This is a genomic window from Acinetobacter uliginosus, from assembly GCF_044130295.1.
GTDB lineage: Bacteria > Pseudomonadota > Gammaproteobacteria > Pseudomonadales > Moraxellaceae > Acinetobacter.
This window is the reverse complement of record NZ_JBIQOC010000035.1, coordinates 17,269-32,626: the sequence shown is the minus strand read 5'-3', so window position 1 is coordinate 32,626 and position 15,358 is coordinate 17,269. Positions and strand designations below refer to the sequence as shown.

Below are 15,358 nucleotides of genomic sequence, written 5' to 3'. Positions count from 1 at the left end.
AATCACATATATTTCTCGTCCCAAAACATCATTGAAACATTTAAAAAACCAATAAAAAACAGATTTCGAGAAAAATTATTATTTGATGATGCCATTAAAACTTCATTTTATTCTGCTATCTTTTGAGCAGAACAATGCATGACAATTACCCTATTTTATTAATTAAATTTTCAGCCGCTATGGTTGGGGTCAGGAGTATCGAATGAACAGGATCCATAAAATTTCCATCTTTGCAGCAAGTTCAGCTGTTGCTGTCCTGGCTTATGCGGTAAGCACACCATCGAATAAAGCTGCTACAACAGCAGTAAAACAAGATCAAGTACTGACCAACCAACAAGTTTCCACACCCAGCACAACGACAGCAAACTCTTCACCGACCGTATTAGCACCCACATTGACCAGCACGACAACAGCTTCACCCATCAAGAACCAGTATATTGTAGTGCTCCAGGCGGGTTCAGATCTCCCTGCACAAGCTGCTGCAGCAATAGCAAAACAGCATGGGGGGCAAGTTTTATTTACGTATAACCGGGCGATTCGTGGTTTTGCCGTACGTATTCCAGAACAGGCTACGTCAGCTTTCCTTACGGCTATGCAGAAAAATCCGCAAGTCAGTTATGTAGAAGAAGATACTCTGATGCAGACTAATACAATCACGCAAAGCAATCCTGTATGGGGTCTGGATCGTATTGACCAGCACAATTTGCCACTAAGCAAATCATTTAACTATAACAAAACCGGTTCTGGGGTGAATGCCTATATTGTCGATACCGGTATTTTAGCCTCACATCAGGAATTTAACGGTCGTGTACAAACCGGTTATTCTGCAATTGCCGATAACAATGGCACCAATGACTGTAACGGCCATGGTACACATGTGGCTGGCACTGTAGGTGGCAGTACTTATGGAATCGCAAAAAATGTGGGCTTGGTACCTGTACGGGTACTCGATTGTGCAGGCTCAGGTGCTATGAGCGGTGTGATTGCCGGACTGGACTGGATTATTCAAAATGGTCGAAAATCCGCAGTGGTGAATATGTCTCTCGGTGGCAGTGCCTATAGTACCCTCGATACTGCTATAGATAACCTGTTTAATAACGGCTATGTACCAGTGGTTGCTGCAGGCAATTCAAATACCGATGCATGTACCAGCTCTCCTGCTCGCGCGGGCAAAGCCATTACCGTTGCTGCCACAGATTCAACCGATACCCGTGCCAGCTACTCGAACTATGGCAGTTGTGTCGATCTTTTCGCTCCAGGCAGTCAGATTACCTCTGCTTGGATTGGTAGCAATAGCTCGGCAGCAACTGCCAGCGGAACCTCAATGGCTTCGCCACATGTTGCAGGCGTAGTCGCGACAATGCTAGAAAATAACAGTACTGCAACACCGCAAAGTATTACTGATCAACTGCTCAACCAAAGTACTATAAATCTGATTCAAAATCCGATGAGTAGCCCAAACCGATTGCTCTATAACTTGATAGACACACAGACCATCACCCCAGTACCAAGTATTATTGCGCATATCAGCAAACTCAATGCAACAACCCTACGTTATCGCAACGGTACATGGCGTGCCAATGTGACCATTTCTGTGGTCGATAGCAATAACCTTGCCGTGCCGAATGCAACAGTAACTGGCAGTTTCTCTGTAGGTGGCAGCAATCTTAACTGTACGACAAACAGCTTGGGGCAATGCCAAATCAATAGCGGCACCATCAAAAGTGCAACGCAGACTACCTTTAACGTCAACAATATTAGTGGAAGCAACCTGACCTATGCAGCCAGCAGTAATTTGGTCAGCTCCATTACTATTTACCGTTAAATAATCCTTGAAATAAAAAACGCAACTTTATAGGTTGCGTTTTTTATAGAATGATTGGCACTTCCCCATAGATCTCAATTACCACTAAATAGCATTTAGATTGTAATACTGTTGGTGGTTTTTTGAGGATTAATCACATGCTGCTACTCAATTTTTATTACCTAGTGGAGCAAATTAAGTCATCAAGCTATCTTATTTTGCTTAGGCTATTTTTAATCAACTAAATTTTCTGATACATAAGGGAATTAATTTTAATTTGTCCAATTGACCACTGGAAATTGATGATTTTCATGCTGGAAATCGCTACTTTGCCAAATATCCAGCATCGGTATTTTAACATCTAGAGCCAACGGCAACTTTTTAGGATTAAACTGCATGTGCTGTAAATCCTGTCCCCAGGCAATTAAATCCATATCCAATGAAATTTGATGTGAAGGCCGTACCCGACCAGAATCCGCTTCCATTCTTTTTAATAATGCAATGATATCATCCACCGACATTACAGCTTTTAACAAACACGCCGCATTCCAGTAATCCGCCCCCACCGCATCACGACACGGAATCACATAAATTTGAGAGAATTGAACCTCTCCCAAACCAGAGATTTGTTTCATAGCGTTTTGAAAATGCTGTTGGGGATGACAATTACTCGCCAGAGCTAAGGCGAATATCGTTTCGGTGGCGTTCAAGACGAATTCCTACAGAATTTGCTTGCGCGATAATGGCAGGCTTACGGATGGTAATCATAATCGATTCTACTGTGGGAAAGGTAGTAAAAAGCGCATTTAGCACAAGTTTTGCTGCATGTTCAATCAATTCAGGCTTGGCTTCCTGAATGACTTTGGCAGAAATCTCGCAAATTTCAGCGTAATTTAGCGTATGTTCCAGCTGATCCGAATTGGAAGCCTGTTCCAGACTGGTCTGGATGGTCATATCCAGCATTAAAGGCTGCATGATTTGACGTTCCCAATTGAAACATCCCACCACTGTTTCAACCTTTAAACCTTCAATGATAATTGCGTCCATTTGATCACTCGAGAATATGATATTTATAAATAATCTCCCTAAATCCCTCTTTAGAAAAGAGGGACTTTCATCACTTATATTTTTTAGCAATGAAGCACTCCTCCCTTTATCAAAGGGAGGCCGGGAGGGATTAAATTAATGTTTTAATAATACATTTGGGTCAAGAGTTTGCACCATTTGCAATCTCTGGTCTGCATAGATATCTGTATATGGTGCAAGAATGCGCATAAAACGATCGAAATACAGCATTTGCTTAAACAGCAAGGCAAAGTCGCGCGGGAAGCGAATGCCATGACGCTCGCCCACTCCCACCATATCCATCATGATGTCGTTTAAATCAGCAGGATTGGAAGTGAGTAACTCTTGAGGATCAGCCAAAAGGACACCACTGAACAGACGTTCTAAGTCAGCCGCCAAAACTTGAGTATCAATTTTCTTGTCCGTCATGCCCATTTTCAGCATGTTTTCAGCCATTAAGGTGTAATCGGTTTTTTGCAGCGCATCCATGAAGGCGATACAAGCTGTCCAGACTTCAGGTTTTAGCTGGCCCACAATACCAAAATCGATAAAGCCGACCCGGCCATCTTCAAGCAGCATCAGGTTTCCGGCATGCAGGTCTGCATGGAAGCTGTTACACATCATCAAGCTGCCAAACCAGGTATTCATGGCGGTAATGAGCACCTGAGATGGGTCTTTAGCCACTTTTTTTACTACATCAAAATCGGTCAATGGCACGCCATATAAGCGCTGCATGGTCAGTACACGGCGGGTTGAGTATTGATGATAAACTTTTGGTGCAGTAGCTTTCTGGTTTTGCGTTATATTCAGATAATTAACGAAATCATCCAGGTTTTGCGCTTCTTCAATAAAGTCGACTTCGCGTACCATCCGAGTTTTAATTTCCTCGACAATATCGGCAAGTGATGCAAATTTCACTTTCGGTACGGCTTTTTCCAAAATCTTGGTGGCCCAGTGCAAGACATTCAAGTCGGTATACAGAATGGTTTCCACACCCGGTTTTTGCACTTTAATAACAACATCTTCACCAGTCACGAGTTTGGCTGCGTGAACCTGTGCAATAGAAGCCGAGGCTAAAGGCTTTTCATCAATGGAAGCAAAAATTTCATCTAAATTTCGACCTGCAAACTCAGAGGCCAATACGCCTTGTACATAACTAAAAGGCAATGATGGGGTCTGATCTAAACAGCCCTGAAATTCTTCCACATATTCACGTGGAAACAAGGAAGGTGTGCTGGCAATAAACTGTCCAAGCTTGATATAGGTTGAACCTAAGGATTCAAAAGTTTCACGCATCAGCTTGGCGTTACTTGGTTTTTCTGTGGCGTATTTAAAGCCTGCTTTTGCTGCAATGACAGCCGTTTCCCCGACACGGGCAACTGAACGCAGGCCATCTAACCAGATATTGTTTTTCATAATGTCAGCTTAGAATTAAATTATAGCGAGTGTAGCAAAAAAATATGGTCTTGCAGGTCTATCTTGCCTGACAGATTGGACAATCTGTATCTTTTTCGAAAGCCAGTAGACGTTGTTTCATGCTTAATCCATCCCAGAGCATCAGTTTTTGCTTCAGTGGTGTTTTGCCCAACCCCAAGTAGAGTAAAGCATGATGCGCCTGCAAACTCGCCATAACATTCGGAGTCGTAGCTAATACGCCTGAATCTGCACAGCGCAGGTTTTCATTGGCATGCTGTTCTTTGGGAAATAGACATTCATAACAGGCCGATTCGTCTTCTACCATAAACAGCTGTCCCTGAAAACCAATCGCTGAAGCACTGATTAAAGGTACATTGAATTGCTTGCAACTTTGGTTGACGAGATAACGTGTAGTGAAATTATCACAGCCATCTAAAACCAGATCTTGAGTTGAAATTAATGCTTCTGCATTGCTCTCGTCCAGTTTTACTGTTTGAGATTCAACACGGATATGCGGATTAATCTGCTTTAAACGCTTGGCCAGTATTTCAGCTTTATAGAAACCGATATTGTCTTCCACATAGGCTATTTGCCGTTGCAGATTACTCATTTCAATAGTGTCAGCATCAATTAAGGTGATTTTTCCTACACCTGCCCGAGCAAGAAGTTCAGCTGTAGTACAGCCAATTCCACCACAACCGACAATCAGGACATTGGCAAGTTTCAGTTTTTCCTGGGCTTCAATGTCCCAACCATCCAGCAGAATTTGCCGGCTATAAAGATGCATTTCTTCATCGCTTAACTCTAGGTCCATGTCGAGTGCTTGGGTCACTTGCTTATCCTGTCTATTACTTGCGTTTGCTTAAACCAGACAGCCATTATAGTTCAAAATGAATTTTGCATAGGACTAAAAAAAGCACCCTTTCGGGTGCAAGAGCATGAAACTTAAAAAAACGAAAAAGGTTTAACTGACTTTCTGAATTCCTTGCATGTTGGCAATTTCCTGCTGCTTGAGTAAATTGCGTTGAATTTTACCACTCGTGGTTTTAGGTAAACCTTCGACAAATTCGATTTCTTTAGGATAGGCATGTTTAGACAAACGTGAACGCACATATTCCTGAAGTTTATGGCTTAACGCATCCGAAGCCGCAAATTGCGGTTTAAGCACGACAAAAGCTTTCACCACCTCGGTACGTTCCGGGTCTGGCTTGCCAATAACTGCAGATTCCAAAACCTCAGCACATTCCAGTAAAGTGCTTTCCACATCGAAAGGACCCACACGATAGCCTGACGTTGTAATGACATCGTCAGCACGTCCGATGAAATCTACCCCACCCAGTTCATTTAATTTCACCGTATCACCAGTTAAATAATAATGCCCAACGAATGATTTACGGTTATTGCCGCCATAACCTTTAAACCAGGTTAAAGGTGATTGCGAAAAATCAATAGCCAAGGTACCAATACCGCCTTTTTCCACTTCTTCGTGGTTTTGATTCAAGACCACAAAACGATGACCCGGGTTAGCAAAACCTGCAGAACCGACTTTCTTTTCATGTTCTAAAGCATGATGATTGGCAATCACCATCCCCAGTTCAGTTTGGCCATATTGATCATAAATATTCACATTCAAATCATGATTAAACCAGTGAATCACTTCTGGGGTTAATGGCTCACCGGCACTACTGACGGCACGTAAATGTTCTTTAATCGATGGATCAAATTTTTCCTTGAATCCGAAAAACATCCGAAATGCCGTTGGTGAACCAGTCAAGTTACTGACTTTATGCTTTTTAATGATCTGCACGGCGTTATCTACACTAAAGGCACGTTCATCCATAATAATGCTATGCCCCAAGCTTAAAGGTCCGGTAATACCATAATACAAACCATAAGCCCAACCCGGATCGGCCAGATTCCAGAAAGAGTCTTCTTCACGCAAATCCACCGCGTGGATCATATAGCCTTTAAATGCCAGCAGTGCTTTTAAAGGAACCTGCACCGATTTTGCCAAACCCGTGGTTCCTGAGGTAAACATCATCAGGAAATCATCTGCAAAAGTCTGCATTACTGGTTCAAAAGATTCTGACTGTTGCGCCAGTTCTGCCCAGAAATCGGCATCTGCATGACTTAAAGCATCTTGTGGATGGACTGTTAAAATATGCGGTACAGTGACACCGTTCAGTTTTGAGCGTTGTTCTGCATTGGTGACAATCAATTGGGTTTTGGCAGTATTAATCCGATGCTCAATGGCTTTGGATTCAAAAGCTGTAAACAATGGCTGGTAAATTGCACCCATACGCCAGGTGGCTAAAATGCTAATCAGCAGTTCAGGCGTACGCGGCAATAAACCGGCAATGCAATCACCTGCTTTTAAGCCTATGGATGCAAAATAATTTGCCAATTTTCCAGAGGCTTCTGCCAGTTGTTCAAATGTCCACTCTGCGGACTCGCCGTTTTTGCCTTCCCAGATTAAGGCCGTTTTGTTTAAACCGAGATAACGCTCGCAACATTCAACATAGGCATTGACTGACTCAGCCGTACCGACCAGTTGCTGTGCAAGAAAATCATCAAAATTAAACTCTTGATATGCTTGTTGTAGTGTCTTCATGACGACAACCTCTCATCCGTTATTTTATAAACAAAGCTTCTGCTTTGCTGATCCATTTTGCTTATTGTTCTGACTCTAAAAATGCCAAAGCTGATTCAGCATTTTTAAGTTTTTTACTTCACAGTTGACTTAGATAACCATGATTCCCCAGCTCCTGCAATTTCCTTATCCATCAGAAAATGTGCAGGATTTGAACACCGACTAAAGTCTAGAATTTAGCCATTTGAAGCTTTAGCCGGTTTAGATTTTAGTCACCTCACGTGCAATGACCAGGCGCTGAATATCCGAAGCCCCTTCATAAATCTGGCTAACCCGTACGTCGCGGTAAATCCGCTCTACCGGGAAATCCGAGACATAGCCATAACCGCCATGAATCTGAATGGCATCGGAACACACCCGCTCCGCCATGGTGGATGCAAACAGCTTGGCCATAGAAGCTTCTTTCAAACACGGTAAGCCGGCATCTTTTAAAGTTGCTGCATGGAAAATCAGTTGTCGTGCCGCTTCAATCTGCGTGGCCATATCTGCCAGACGGAATGCAACGGCCTGATGCTGTACAATTTCTACCCCAAATGCTTTGCGCTGATTGGCATAGTCCACAGCAGCATCGAGTGCAGCACGCGCCATGCCGACCGATTGTGCGGCAATCCCGATTCGTCCTGATTCTAGGTTAGATAGGGCAATTTTGTAACCTTCACCTTCTTTACCCAATAAATTTTCGGCAGGAATCCGGCAATTTTCAAAAATGATGGTGGCGGTATCTGAACAATGCTGTCCCATTTTTTCTTCCAGACGCGAAACAATATAGCCTTCTGTGTCTGTAGGAACTAGGAAACAGGAGATGCCTTTTTTCCCTGCGGCTTTATCGGTCACAGCAAAGACAATCGCCACTTGGGCATGTTTGCCTGTGGTAATGAACTGTTTGGTGCCATTCAATACCCATGCATCTCCATCACGTTCTGCCTTACATTCCAGTGCACCGGCATCGGAACCAGCTTGCGGTTCGGTAAGACAAAAACATCCGAGCCATTCACCTGTAGCCAGTTTGGTAAGATATTTCTGTTTCTGTGCTTCTGTACCGTAACGCTGGGTAATGCCACACGGCAAAGAGTTTTGCACACTGACAATGGTTGAAATCGCGCCATCACCTGCAGCAATTTCTTCCAAGGCAAGCACCAGCGAAACATAGTCCAAACCCGCACCGCCCCATTGTTCGGATACGGTCATGCCCAAAGCACCCAGCTCACCGAGTTCTTTCAGTTCTTGTGCGGGAAATTGCGCAGTTTTATCACGTTCTGCGGCAGTAGGTTTTAACTTGTTTTGCGAATAATCCCGCAACATGTCCTGAACCATCTTTTGTTCGTCATTTAAAATCATTGAGCTTCCCTCTCATGTTTCACATTCAGTTTTTAAAATTCTTTATTTATAAAAATTTAAGAAATATTTGATACACGACAATCCCATTCGCAACCTGAAATACATCTAAAAGATAATGTTTCCGAGAGACAGAGGACTGTAATTTTGATTAAACAGGTTTTGCGAATGGGGATGGTTTTGCCTACTTTTCCCGAAAGAAAAGTAGGTCGAACCGAAGGTTAAACAGAGTTTTATTACATATTGAAAAGACTCCGTCATGCCGCTGCAATTATCAATAATTACTTAGGCTGCATACGAATCGCACCATCTAAACGAATCACTTCACCATTCAAATAGGTATTTTCAAAAATATGTCCGACTAGATGTGCAAACTCTTCCGGCTTGGCCAAACGCGATGGAAACGGCACCATTTGACCCAAAGCCTCCTGCACATTCTGCGGCATGGCTTTCAGCATTGGTGTTTCCATAATGCCTGGTGCAATCGTCATCACCCGAATCGCCTCACGCGCCAGTTCACGTGCCAGAGGTAAAGTCATGGACACCACAGCACCTTTAGAAGCAGCATAAGCCACTTGCCCGAGTTGCCCTTCAAATGCAGCCACTGAAGCTGTATTGACAATCACCCCACGCTCTTCTTCACCTGGCTGCAACTGATATTTCGCCATCAAACTTGCCGCAAAACGGATCATGTTAAAAGTACCACTGACATTGATATTCAATACTTTCTGGAACAGACCCAGATCATGAATGCCATCACGACCCAACACTTTGGCAGACGGTGCAATCCCGGCACAGTTCACCAAACCATTTAACTGACCATACTGCTGTTCAATATTTTCAAAGAAAACTTTGACTGAATGCTCATCGGTCACATCCAGTTTGACAAAAACTGCATGCTCACCCAAGCGCTGCTGCATTTCCTGACCCAGCTCCTGGTTCATATCCACCATAATCACCTGAGCGCCCTGACCCACCAGATAAGTGGCTGTGGCTGCACCCAAACCCGATGCACCGCCTGTCACGACAAATACTTTTCCTTGAATTTTCATTTTTTGTTCCTGTTAATTATTTGAATAAACACTCGACTTAAGATGCAGAGTAAAGGCAGTTCAGCTAGAGTACAATTTCCAAACCTTGCATCTTTTATGATGGATTTGGACAATCCAGGTCACGGTAGTAAAAATACGGAATATGGACATCTGTACATGAATGAACAAGACTTAAATTATAGTAAAGGCACGATCTCGATCAGTCTGGTGCATGAAGCGCTTTTATCTGCCCAGCATCAGGGATTGAACACGCAAAATATCTTGCTCAAATCCGGTATTCCTGTTGAGTTGCTGCATTCCAGTAAGGCTCGCGTTTCAGTTTCACAATATGCCCAGCTCTGGACCGAACTGGCAGATGTCATGAATGACGAGTTTTTTGGGATGGACAGCCACCCAATGCGGCGCGGCAGTTTCAAACTGTTATCCCAATCCGTCATGCATGCCGAAACCCTGGAAAAAGCCCTACAGCAAATTTTGCAGTTTTTAAATCTGCTACTGGATGATTTTATCAGTCAATTGTCTGTGCAAGAAAACTATGCCTATATTGTTATTTATGAACAGAAACACACCAAAAGAATGTTCAGCTATGCCACCTATTTAATGCTGATTCATGCTTTGATGTGCTGGTTAAGCGGACAACGGGTCTTACTGAACCAAATTCAGCTCAAATGTGATGCACCACTGGATGATCAGGACTATAAAGTCCGTTTTTGTGAAAATATTCAATACAATAGCCATGAAAACTATATCCAGTTCGATGCCAATTATTTAAATATTCAGATCAAACAGGACAAACAGTCATGGCATCAGTTTATTAGACAAACACCGCATAACCTGCTGGTGCGCTTTAAAAATCCACATGCGATTAGCTCGCAAATCCGTAAACATTTAATGAATGTTCCACCTGCTGAATGGTTAGAACTGAATGAAATTGCCCAGCGCTTAAATATTTCGGATGCCACTATGCAAAGACGTTTAAAAAGCGAAGGTGTCAGCTATCAACAACTTAAAAATGATATCCGGCGTGATACAGCTATTGAATTTCTGACCAAAACAGAGAAAACTTTGCAACAAATTAGTGATGAACTCAGCTTTCACGATCCGAGTGCATTCCATCGTGCTTTCAAAAAATGGACCGGCGTCAGTCCCGGGGCTTATCGGCAAAATAAGGAGTAATAAATTCAATATAAGCCATAAGAATATAGCTGCTTTTCTAAAAATTTAATAATTCTTTGCTTTTCATTGACTTAAAAAATGATGCATTTTTCGTCTGAATTTATTTGCAAAAAGAGACAAAATAGATTACTTTTCAACCAATTTAAAGGCATATTTTTATGCCCCCTCTGCTGTAATCTCCCTGTTAAATCACCTTATATTAAAGGTTCTGACATGCTTAAAATGATTGATGTACTAGAGCAAAGCTTGGTGCAAAATTTTACTCATTCTCTCAATTCTCACACCAGTCAATTTGATGAGTTATTCAATCAAGGTATTTTAAATACTGCTGATTCTGCACTTCAAAATGTGGTGGTCAATTTCTTCAATCGTGCAGATGCCATTGAATCCGCTCAGGCACTGGATATCAGTGCTGATCGTATTCAAGCTTTACAAACTGGCGTAGCTTTAAAAGATGAGCAATATCTTGCAGATACAGCAAAAATTGTGGCGCTTTGTTTAGCCCTTGAAACAGATGCACTTGCACACTTAGACATATCTGATGGTTTACAAGATTTTCTAATATAAATCTAAAACCCATTAAAAAAAGCGACTCCAGTGAGTCGCTTTTTTTAAATCAATTTAATTTGTTTGATTTTATATCACGCCCCAATAATAGATCTGACCACGTATTCTTTCTACTTACCTCTCTTATGCTACACCAGACAGATCTGAATTACTCATCACATCCTGTTGGCAGGTTGCATTACCATTTAAAAACATAGTTTTGACTATTTACTTTAAATTTTTGTTTTCAGCAATCGCCAAACGCAACCATTAATGTAATTACATAGTAATTACATTAAAATTACAAAATCTCATTTTTCTTAATTGTTTCATATTTTACTTTTATTCATACTGATGTAACTTTTTGATATAAAGTGCAAAATATTTAAACATACAAAATAAATTCATTAAAATTCATAAACTTATTTCACAAAATTCAATATATCCAGAATTAAGATAATTTTATAAAAATTACTCTTTTGTCTTATCCCTTGAGTTACTGGCAGTATTTGCCGCATCTCATTCAAATCATTCTATCGGGACTTATATGCAAAATTCTGGTTTCAAAACGAAAATACTCACAGCGATCACATTCGGCTTGGTCAGTCAATATAGCATGGCAGCCCTACCTGATACGCTAAAGCTGGATTATGCCTATTATGCTCCGACCAGTTTGGTGGTGAAGGAACAAAAACTTTTGGAAAAAGCTTTACCTAAAACCCAGATTAAATGGGTGTTTAGTCAAGGGAGTAACCGTTCACTCGAATATTTAAATAGTGGCAGTGTAGATTTTTCCTCAACCGCCGGTTTGGCAGCCGTACTCAGCCGTGCCAATGGCAGTCCGATTAAAACCGTCTACATCCAGAGTCAGCCTGAATGGACGGCCTTATTGGTTGCAAAAAATTCTCCCATTAAAAACCTAAAAGATTTAAAAGGAAAAAAAATTGCCGCCACCAAAGGTACAGACCCTTTCCTGTTTACCTTACAGGCACTGGAAACAGCAGGCTTAAATAAAAAGGATGTTCAGCTTGTACATTTGCAACATCCAGATGGTAAAACGGCGCTTGAACGTGGCCAAGTCGATGCCTGGGCAGGTTTAGATCCACTAATGGCTTCTGCACAAGTCCAGTCAGGTGCAAAACTGCTGTATCGAAATGTCGGTTTTAATAGTTACAGCGTATTAAGTACCAGGGAGCAATTTGCGAGCCAAAGCCCGGAAGCCATCGAAGCGGTGATTAAAGCTTATGAACAGGCACGTAAATGGGCCAAAGCCAATCCAGCCAAACTGGCCGAATTGCTGGCACGGGAATCGAAATTGCCTATTGCTGTGGCCAAACTGCAACTCAGCCGTACCAATTTTGAGCAAAACATCCCAACTGTAAAACATCTCAATGCATTGAAAAAATCAGGAACCATTTTGACCGAAGAGGATTTAGTTCGTAAAGGCACTAATGTCAATCAGGTGATTGATCAACTGTTTGATGCAAAATATGCAAACAAGGTTGTAAATAGATAATGAGTTCGTCTGTAACAACGAATAAGGCACCGATTCAACCTAAAGTGGATAGCATCCCAGCGCCTGGCTTGCTTAAATTATTAAGCAAGCTGAAGGGGCTGGTCATCCCTGTTCTTGCGTTGATCCTGTGTGAAATTTTGGTTAGAAACGGTTTTATAGCACCCTACCTGCTCCCCGCACCCAGCAGTTTATGGCAATCGTTATTAGAACTGTCTACAGGTGATTTGTGGCTACATATCTGGACCAGTACCTGGCGGGTATTTCTAGGTTTCTTTATTGGCAGTGGACTTGCGCTGGTTTTCGCCATCTTGGTCGGTTTAAACAAGCAAGCTGAAGAATTTTTAGAACCTTCTTTTTCAGCGATTAAGTCGATTCCAAGTCTGGCCTGGATTCCCCTGTTACTGCTGTGGTTAGGCATCGATGAAGCATCCAAAATTACCCTGATTGCCATCGGCGCATTTTTCCCGACCTATACCAATACCGTTGCCGCGATTCAGGGCGTAGACCGCAAGCTGATTGAAGTCGCGCAAGTCTACCGTCTGAAATACCTGCAACAGATCAAGGAGATTGTACTTCCGGCAGCATCCCCGGGTATTTTAACCGGTTTACGCAACAGCCTGAGCTTGTCCTGGATGTTTATGATTGCTGCTGAACTGATCGCGGCCACTCAAGGGATTGGTTATTTGCTCAGTGATGGACGGGAAACCTCTCGACCTGACATTGTCATTATTGCAATTATTTTATTGGCTATTTTAGGCAAAATGACGGATAGCTTAATGAAAATTGCTGAAAAATGGCTGTTACGCTGGCGGGATGTAGTCAAAAAATAAAGCGCATGATGCGCTTTATTTTTTATCTTTTTTAAGATTAATGTGGCCATTGCCCCAAAGTGACACGGTCATTACCACCATAGTCTTTTACCGTACGCACTTGCTTATAACCGGCTTGAGTAAAGATATGCCGTACCGCCTCACCCTGATCATAACCATGTTCCAGCACCACCCAACCATTGACGGTTAAATGCTTTTTGCCCTGCTGGATAATCTGCTCCAAATCTGCCAGACCATGTTTGTCTGCTACCAAAGCCCGCTCCGGTTCAGTCGCCAAATCCTGCATATGGATATCATCTGCATCGATATACGGCGGATTGGAAACAATGACATCAAAGAATTCACGGCCCAGAGGTTTAAACCAGGAACCACAAACAAAACGCACATGCCCAAGATCATGCTTTTCAGCATTAAACTGAGCAACTTCTAGAGTCGGTGCATAGATATCGGTTGCCGTAATAGACCAATCCGGACGTTCACTAGCAAGAGATAAGGCAATGGCTCCAGTTCCGGTGCCTAAATCGACAATTCGGGTATCTTCAGGCAAATCGAGTTTCAGTACCGTTTCGACCAGTACTTCTGTATCTGGACGTGGCACCAAGGTGTCTTTGGTGACTTTTAAATCCAGTGTCCAGAATGGCTGTGACCCCGTGACATAAGCCAGAGGTTCACCTGCTGCAATACGTGCCAAGCCATTACGATATGCCTGTTCTTGCTCTGCTGTTAATTCCAGAGTTTTTTTCAATGGCAAATCAAAAGCATCAATTTTGGTAATGTGCTCAAGTAACCACGCATTTTCCTGGCGTTCATAGCTTTCTGCATCACCACGTAAGGCCAAAGCCTGTGCAATATTCATTAGCCACCATTCTGCTGTGCAAGAAGTGCCAGCTGGTCTGCCTGATATTCGCGATGCAAACTGTCAAGCAATTCGGTCAAGTCACCTTCCATCACGGCATCCAGCTTATATAAAGTCAGGTTGATACGGTGATCAGTCATACGACCTTGCGGATAGTTATAAGTACGGATACGTTCCGAACGGTCCCCGGAACCCACCAGGTCACGGCGCATTTCCGAAGTTGCCGCATCTGCCGCCGCACGTTTGGCATTTTCCAGACGTGAAACCAGAAGTGCCATGGCTTTGGCTTTGTTCTTATGCTGTGAACGTTCATCCTGACATTCAACCACCGTACCGGTTGGAATGTGAGTAATACGGACTGCCGAATCGGTTTTGTTAATATGCTGACCACCTGCACCCGATGCACGATAAGTATCAATACGCAAATCTGCCGGGTTAATCTCTACCGAAGTATCGACATCCACTTCAGGCAAAATTGCTACTGTGCATGCTGAAGTATGCACACGACCTTGAGATTCAGTTGCAGGAACACGTTGTACGCGGTGTGCACCACTTTCAAATTTTAAGCGACCGTAAACACCTTCACCATTAATCAGGCAGATGACTTCTTTATAACCGCCGTGTTCACCTTCATTTTCAGACAGGATTTCCAGACGCCAGCCCTGAGTTTCAGCATATTTGCTATACATACGGAATAAATCGCCCGAGAAGATGGCAGCTTCATCACCACCGGTTCCGGCACGAATTTCCAGATAAGCCGAGTTGGCATCATTTGGATCTTTCGGAATCATCAGAATATTTAAGTCTGCTTCCAGTTGTTCCAGCAGCGCCTTATTGTCTTTTATTTCTTCCTGAGCCATTTCCTTAAAGTCAGGATCGCTCAACATGGCTTCAGCAGTTTGTATATCTTCTTCTGCCTGACGGAATTTAGTCCAGACTTCAGTAATTTCAGATAAATCACTATGCTCACGAGACAATTGGCGGAAGCGTTTGTTATCTGAAATCACTTCAACGTCGGCAAGTAATGCGTTTAATTCTTCATGACGGTCAGAAAGTTGATCTAATCGTAAACGTAACGATTCTTTCATTTTGCTCAATATCTCAATACAAAG

General features: G+C 42.6%; 14 protein-coding genes. 5 read left to right on the top strand and 9 right to left on the bottom strand.

The genetic code is table 11. From position 1 onward, the window contains the following. Positions 1-202: 202 nt before the first annotated feature. Entirely contained in the window at positions 203-1,825 is a 1,623-nt protein-coding gene (locus tag ACE01T_RS08375) for a S8 family peptidase (protein WP_180176107.1), read from the top strand. Positions 1,826-2,076: 251 nt separating this feature from the next. Here ACE01T_RS08375 and ACE01T_RS08370 read toward each other — a convergent pair whose 3' ends face one another. The 7 genes from ACE01T_RS08370 to ACE01T_RS08340 all read right to left on the bottom strand — a co-directional run bounded on the left by ACE01T_RS08370 (position 2,077) and on the right by ACE01T_RS08340 (position 9,322). Continuing rightward, positions 2,077-2,514 carry a 2-amino-4-hydroxy-6-hydroxymethyldihydropteridine diphosphokinase gene (locus ACE01T_RS08370; protein ID WP_180044266.1) on the bottom strand — a complete coding sequence of 146 codons (438 nt, stop codon included), beginning with the start codon at positions 2,512-2,514 and terminating at the stop codon, positions 2,077-2,079. Beyond that, entirely contained in the window at positions 2,471-2,851 is a 381-nt protein-coding gene (gene folB, locus ACE01T_RS08365; RefSeq protein ID WP_180044268.1) for a dihydroneopterin aldolase, read from the bottom strand. The genes ACE01T_RS08370 and folB overlap by 44 nt, the downstream gene beginning before the upstream one ends. A gap of 135 nt (positions 2,852-2,986) precedes the next feature. Further along, a complete protein-coding gene (locus ACE01T_RS08360) occupies positions 2,987-4,285 on the bottom strand; it encodes an ABC1 kinase family protein (protein WP_180176108.1) in 1,299 nt (432 codons plus the stop codon). A gap of 58 nt (positions 4,286-4,343) precedes the next feature. Then, positions 4,344-5,099 carry a HesA/MoeB/ThiF family protein gene (locus tag ACE01T_RS08355; protein ID WP_218948958.1) on the bottom strand — a complete coding sequence of 252 codons (756 nt, stop codon included), beginning with the start codon at positions 5,097-5,099 and terminating at the stop codon, positions 4,344-4,346. Positions 5,100-5,249: 150 nt separating this feature from the next. Then, complete coding sequence (locus ACE01T_RS08350) at positions 5,250-6,896, bottom strand: AMP-binding protein (protein ID WP_300045511.1); 1,647 nt, start codon at positions 6,894-6,896, stop codon at positions 5,250-5,252. A 240-nt stretch (positions 6,897-7,136) separates the two neighbouring features. Continuing rightward, on the bottom strand, positions 7,137-8,273 hold the full coding sequence (locus ACE01T_RS08345) for an acyl-CoA dehydrogenase family protein (RefSeq protein ID WP_180044276.1): 1,137 nt from the start codon (positions 8,271-8,273) through the stop codon (positions 7,137-7,139). A 278-nt stretch (positions 8,274-8,551) separates the two neighbouring features. Next, positions 8,552-9,322: a 3-hydroxyacyl-CoA dehydrogenase gene (locus tag ACE01T_RS08340; protein WP_180044278.1), complete on the bottom strand. Its 771-nt coding sequence runs from the start codon at positions 9,320-9,322 to the stop codon at positions 8,552-8,554. A gap of 156 nt (positions 9,323-9,478) precedes the next feature. Between ACE01T_RS08340 and ACE01T_RS08335 the strand changes: the two genes are divergently transcribed. From ACE01T_RS08335 to ACE01T_RS08320, 4 genes are all read left to right on the top strand, one after another. Then, positions 9,479-10,498, top strand: coding sequence for an AraC family transcriptional regulator (locus tag ACE01T_RS08335; RefSeq protein ID WP_180082595.1), 1,020 nt, complete (start codon positions 9,479-9,481; stop codon positions 10,496-10,498). Between the two features lie 213 nt (positions 10,499-10,711). Beyond that, positions 10,712-11,065 carry a hypothetical protein gene (locus tag ACE01T_RS08330; RefSeq protein WP_180044280.1) on the top strand — a complete coding sequence of 118 codons (354 nt, stop codon included), beginning with the start codon at positions 10,712-10,714 and terminating at the stop codon, positions 11,063-11,065. Between the two features lie 526 nt (positions 11,066-11,591). Next, positions 11,592-12,560, top strand: a complete 969-nt coding sequence (locus ACE01T_RS08325; RefSeq protein WP_180044282.1) for an aliphatic sulfonate ABC transporter substrate-binding protein — start codon at positions 11,592-11,594, stop codon at positions 12,558-12,560. After that, on the top strand, positions 12,560-13,390 hold the full coding sequence (locus ACE01T_RS08320; protein WP_180044284.1) for an ABC transporter permease: 831 nt from the start codon (positions 12,560-12,562) through the stop codon (positions 13,388-13,390). Before ACE01T_RS08325 ends, ACE01T_RS08320 begins: the two co-directional genes overlap by 1 nt. Before the next feature lie 37 nt (positions 13,391-13,427). Here the strand turns inward: ACE01T_RS08320 and prmC are convergent, their stop codons facing one another. Both prmC and prfA read right to left on the bottom strand, forming a co-directional pair. Then, positions 13,428-14,246, bottom strand: a complete 819-nt coding sequence (prmC, locus tag ACE01T_RS08315) for a peptide chain release factor N(5)-glutamine methyltransferase (RefSeq protein WP_180044286.1) — start codon at positions 14,244-14,246, stop codon at positions 13,428-13,430. Beyond that, positions 14,246-15,334: a peptide chain release factor 1 gene (prfA, locus tag ACE01T_RS08310; protein WP_180044288.1), complete on the bottom strand. Its 1,089-nt coding sequence runs from the start codon at positions 15,332-15,334 to the stop codon at positions 14,246-14,248. The genes prmC and prfA overlap by 1 nt, the downstream gene beginning before the upstream one ends. Positions 15,335-15,358 lie beyond the last annotated feature (24 nt).

Excerpts from the sequence above, each read along its gene's own strand:
- ACE01T_RS08375 (WP_180176107.1), top strand. The coding sequence starts at position 203 with ATGAACAGGATCCATAAAATTTCCATCTTTGCAGCAAGTTCAGCTGTT.
- folB (WP_180044268.1), bottom strand. The coding sequence starts at position 2,851 with ATGGACGCAATTATCATTGAAGGTTTAAAGGTTGAAACAGTGGTGGGA.
- ACE01T_RS08360 (WP_180176108.1), bottom strand. The coding sequence starts at position 4,285 with ATGAAAAACAATATCTGGTTAGATGGCCTGCGTTCAGTTGCCCGTGTC.
- ACE01T_RS08355 (WP_218948958.1), bottom strand. The coding sequence starts at position 5,099 with ATGGACCTAGAGTTAAGCGATGAAGAAATGCATCTTTATAGCCGGCAA.
- ACE01T_RS08350 (WP_300045511.1), bottom strand. The coding sequence starts at position 6,896 with ATGAAGACACTACAACAAGCATATCAAGAGTTTAATTTTGATGATTTT.
- ACE01T_RS08345 (WP_180044276.1), bottom strand. The coding sequence starts at position 8,273 with ATGATTTTAAATGACGAACAAAAGATGGTTCAGGACATGTTGCGGGAT.
- ACE01T_RS08340 (WP_180044278.1), bottom strand. The coding sequence starts at position 9,322 with ATGAAAATTCAAGGAAAAGTATTTGTCGTGACAGGCGGTGCATCGGGT.
- ACE01T_RS08335 (WP_180082595.1), top strand. The coding sequence starts at position 9,479 with ATGAATGAACAAGACTTAAATTATAGTAAAGGCACGATCTCGATCAGT.
- ACE01T_RS08330 (WP_180044280.1), top strand. The coding sequence starts at position 10,712 with ATGCTTAAAATGATTGATGTACTAGAGCAAAGCTTGGTGCAAAATTTT.
- ACE01T_RS08325 (WP_180044282.1), top strand. The coding sequence starts at position 11,592 with ATGCAAAATTCTGGTTTCAAAACGAAAATACTCACAGCGATCACATTC.
- ACE01T_RS08320 (WP_180044284.1), top strand. The coding sequence starts at position 12,560 with ATGAGTTCGTCTGTAACAACGAATAAGGCACCGATTCAACCTAAAGTG.
- prmC (WP_180044286.1), bottom strand. The coding sequence starts at position 14,246 with ATGAATATTGCACAGGCTTTGGCCTTACGTGGTGATGCAGAAAGCTAT.
- prfA (WP_180044288.1), bottom strand. The coding sequence starts at position 15,334 with ATGAAAGAATCGTTACGTTTACGATTAGATCAACTTTCTGACCGTCAT.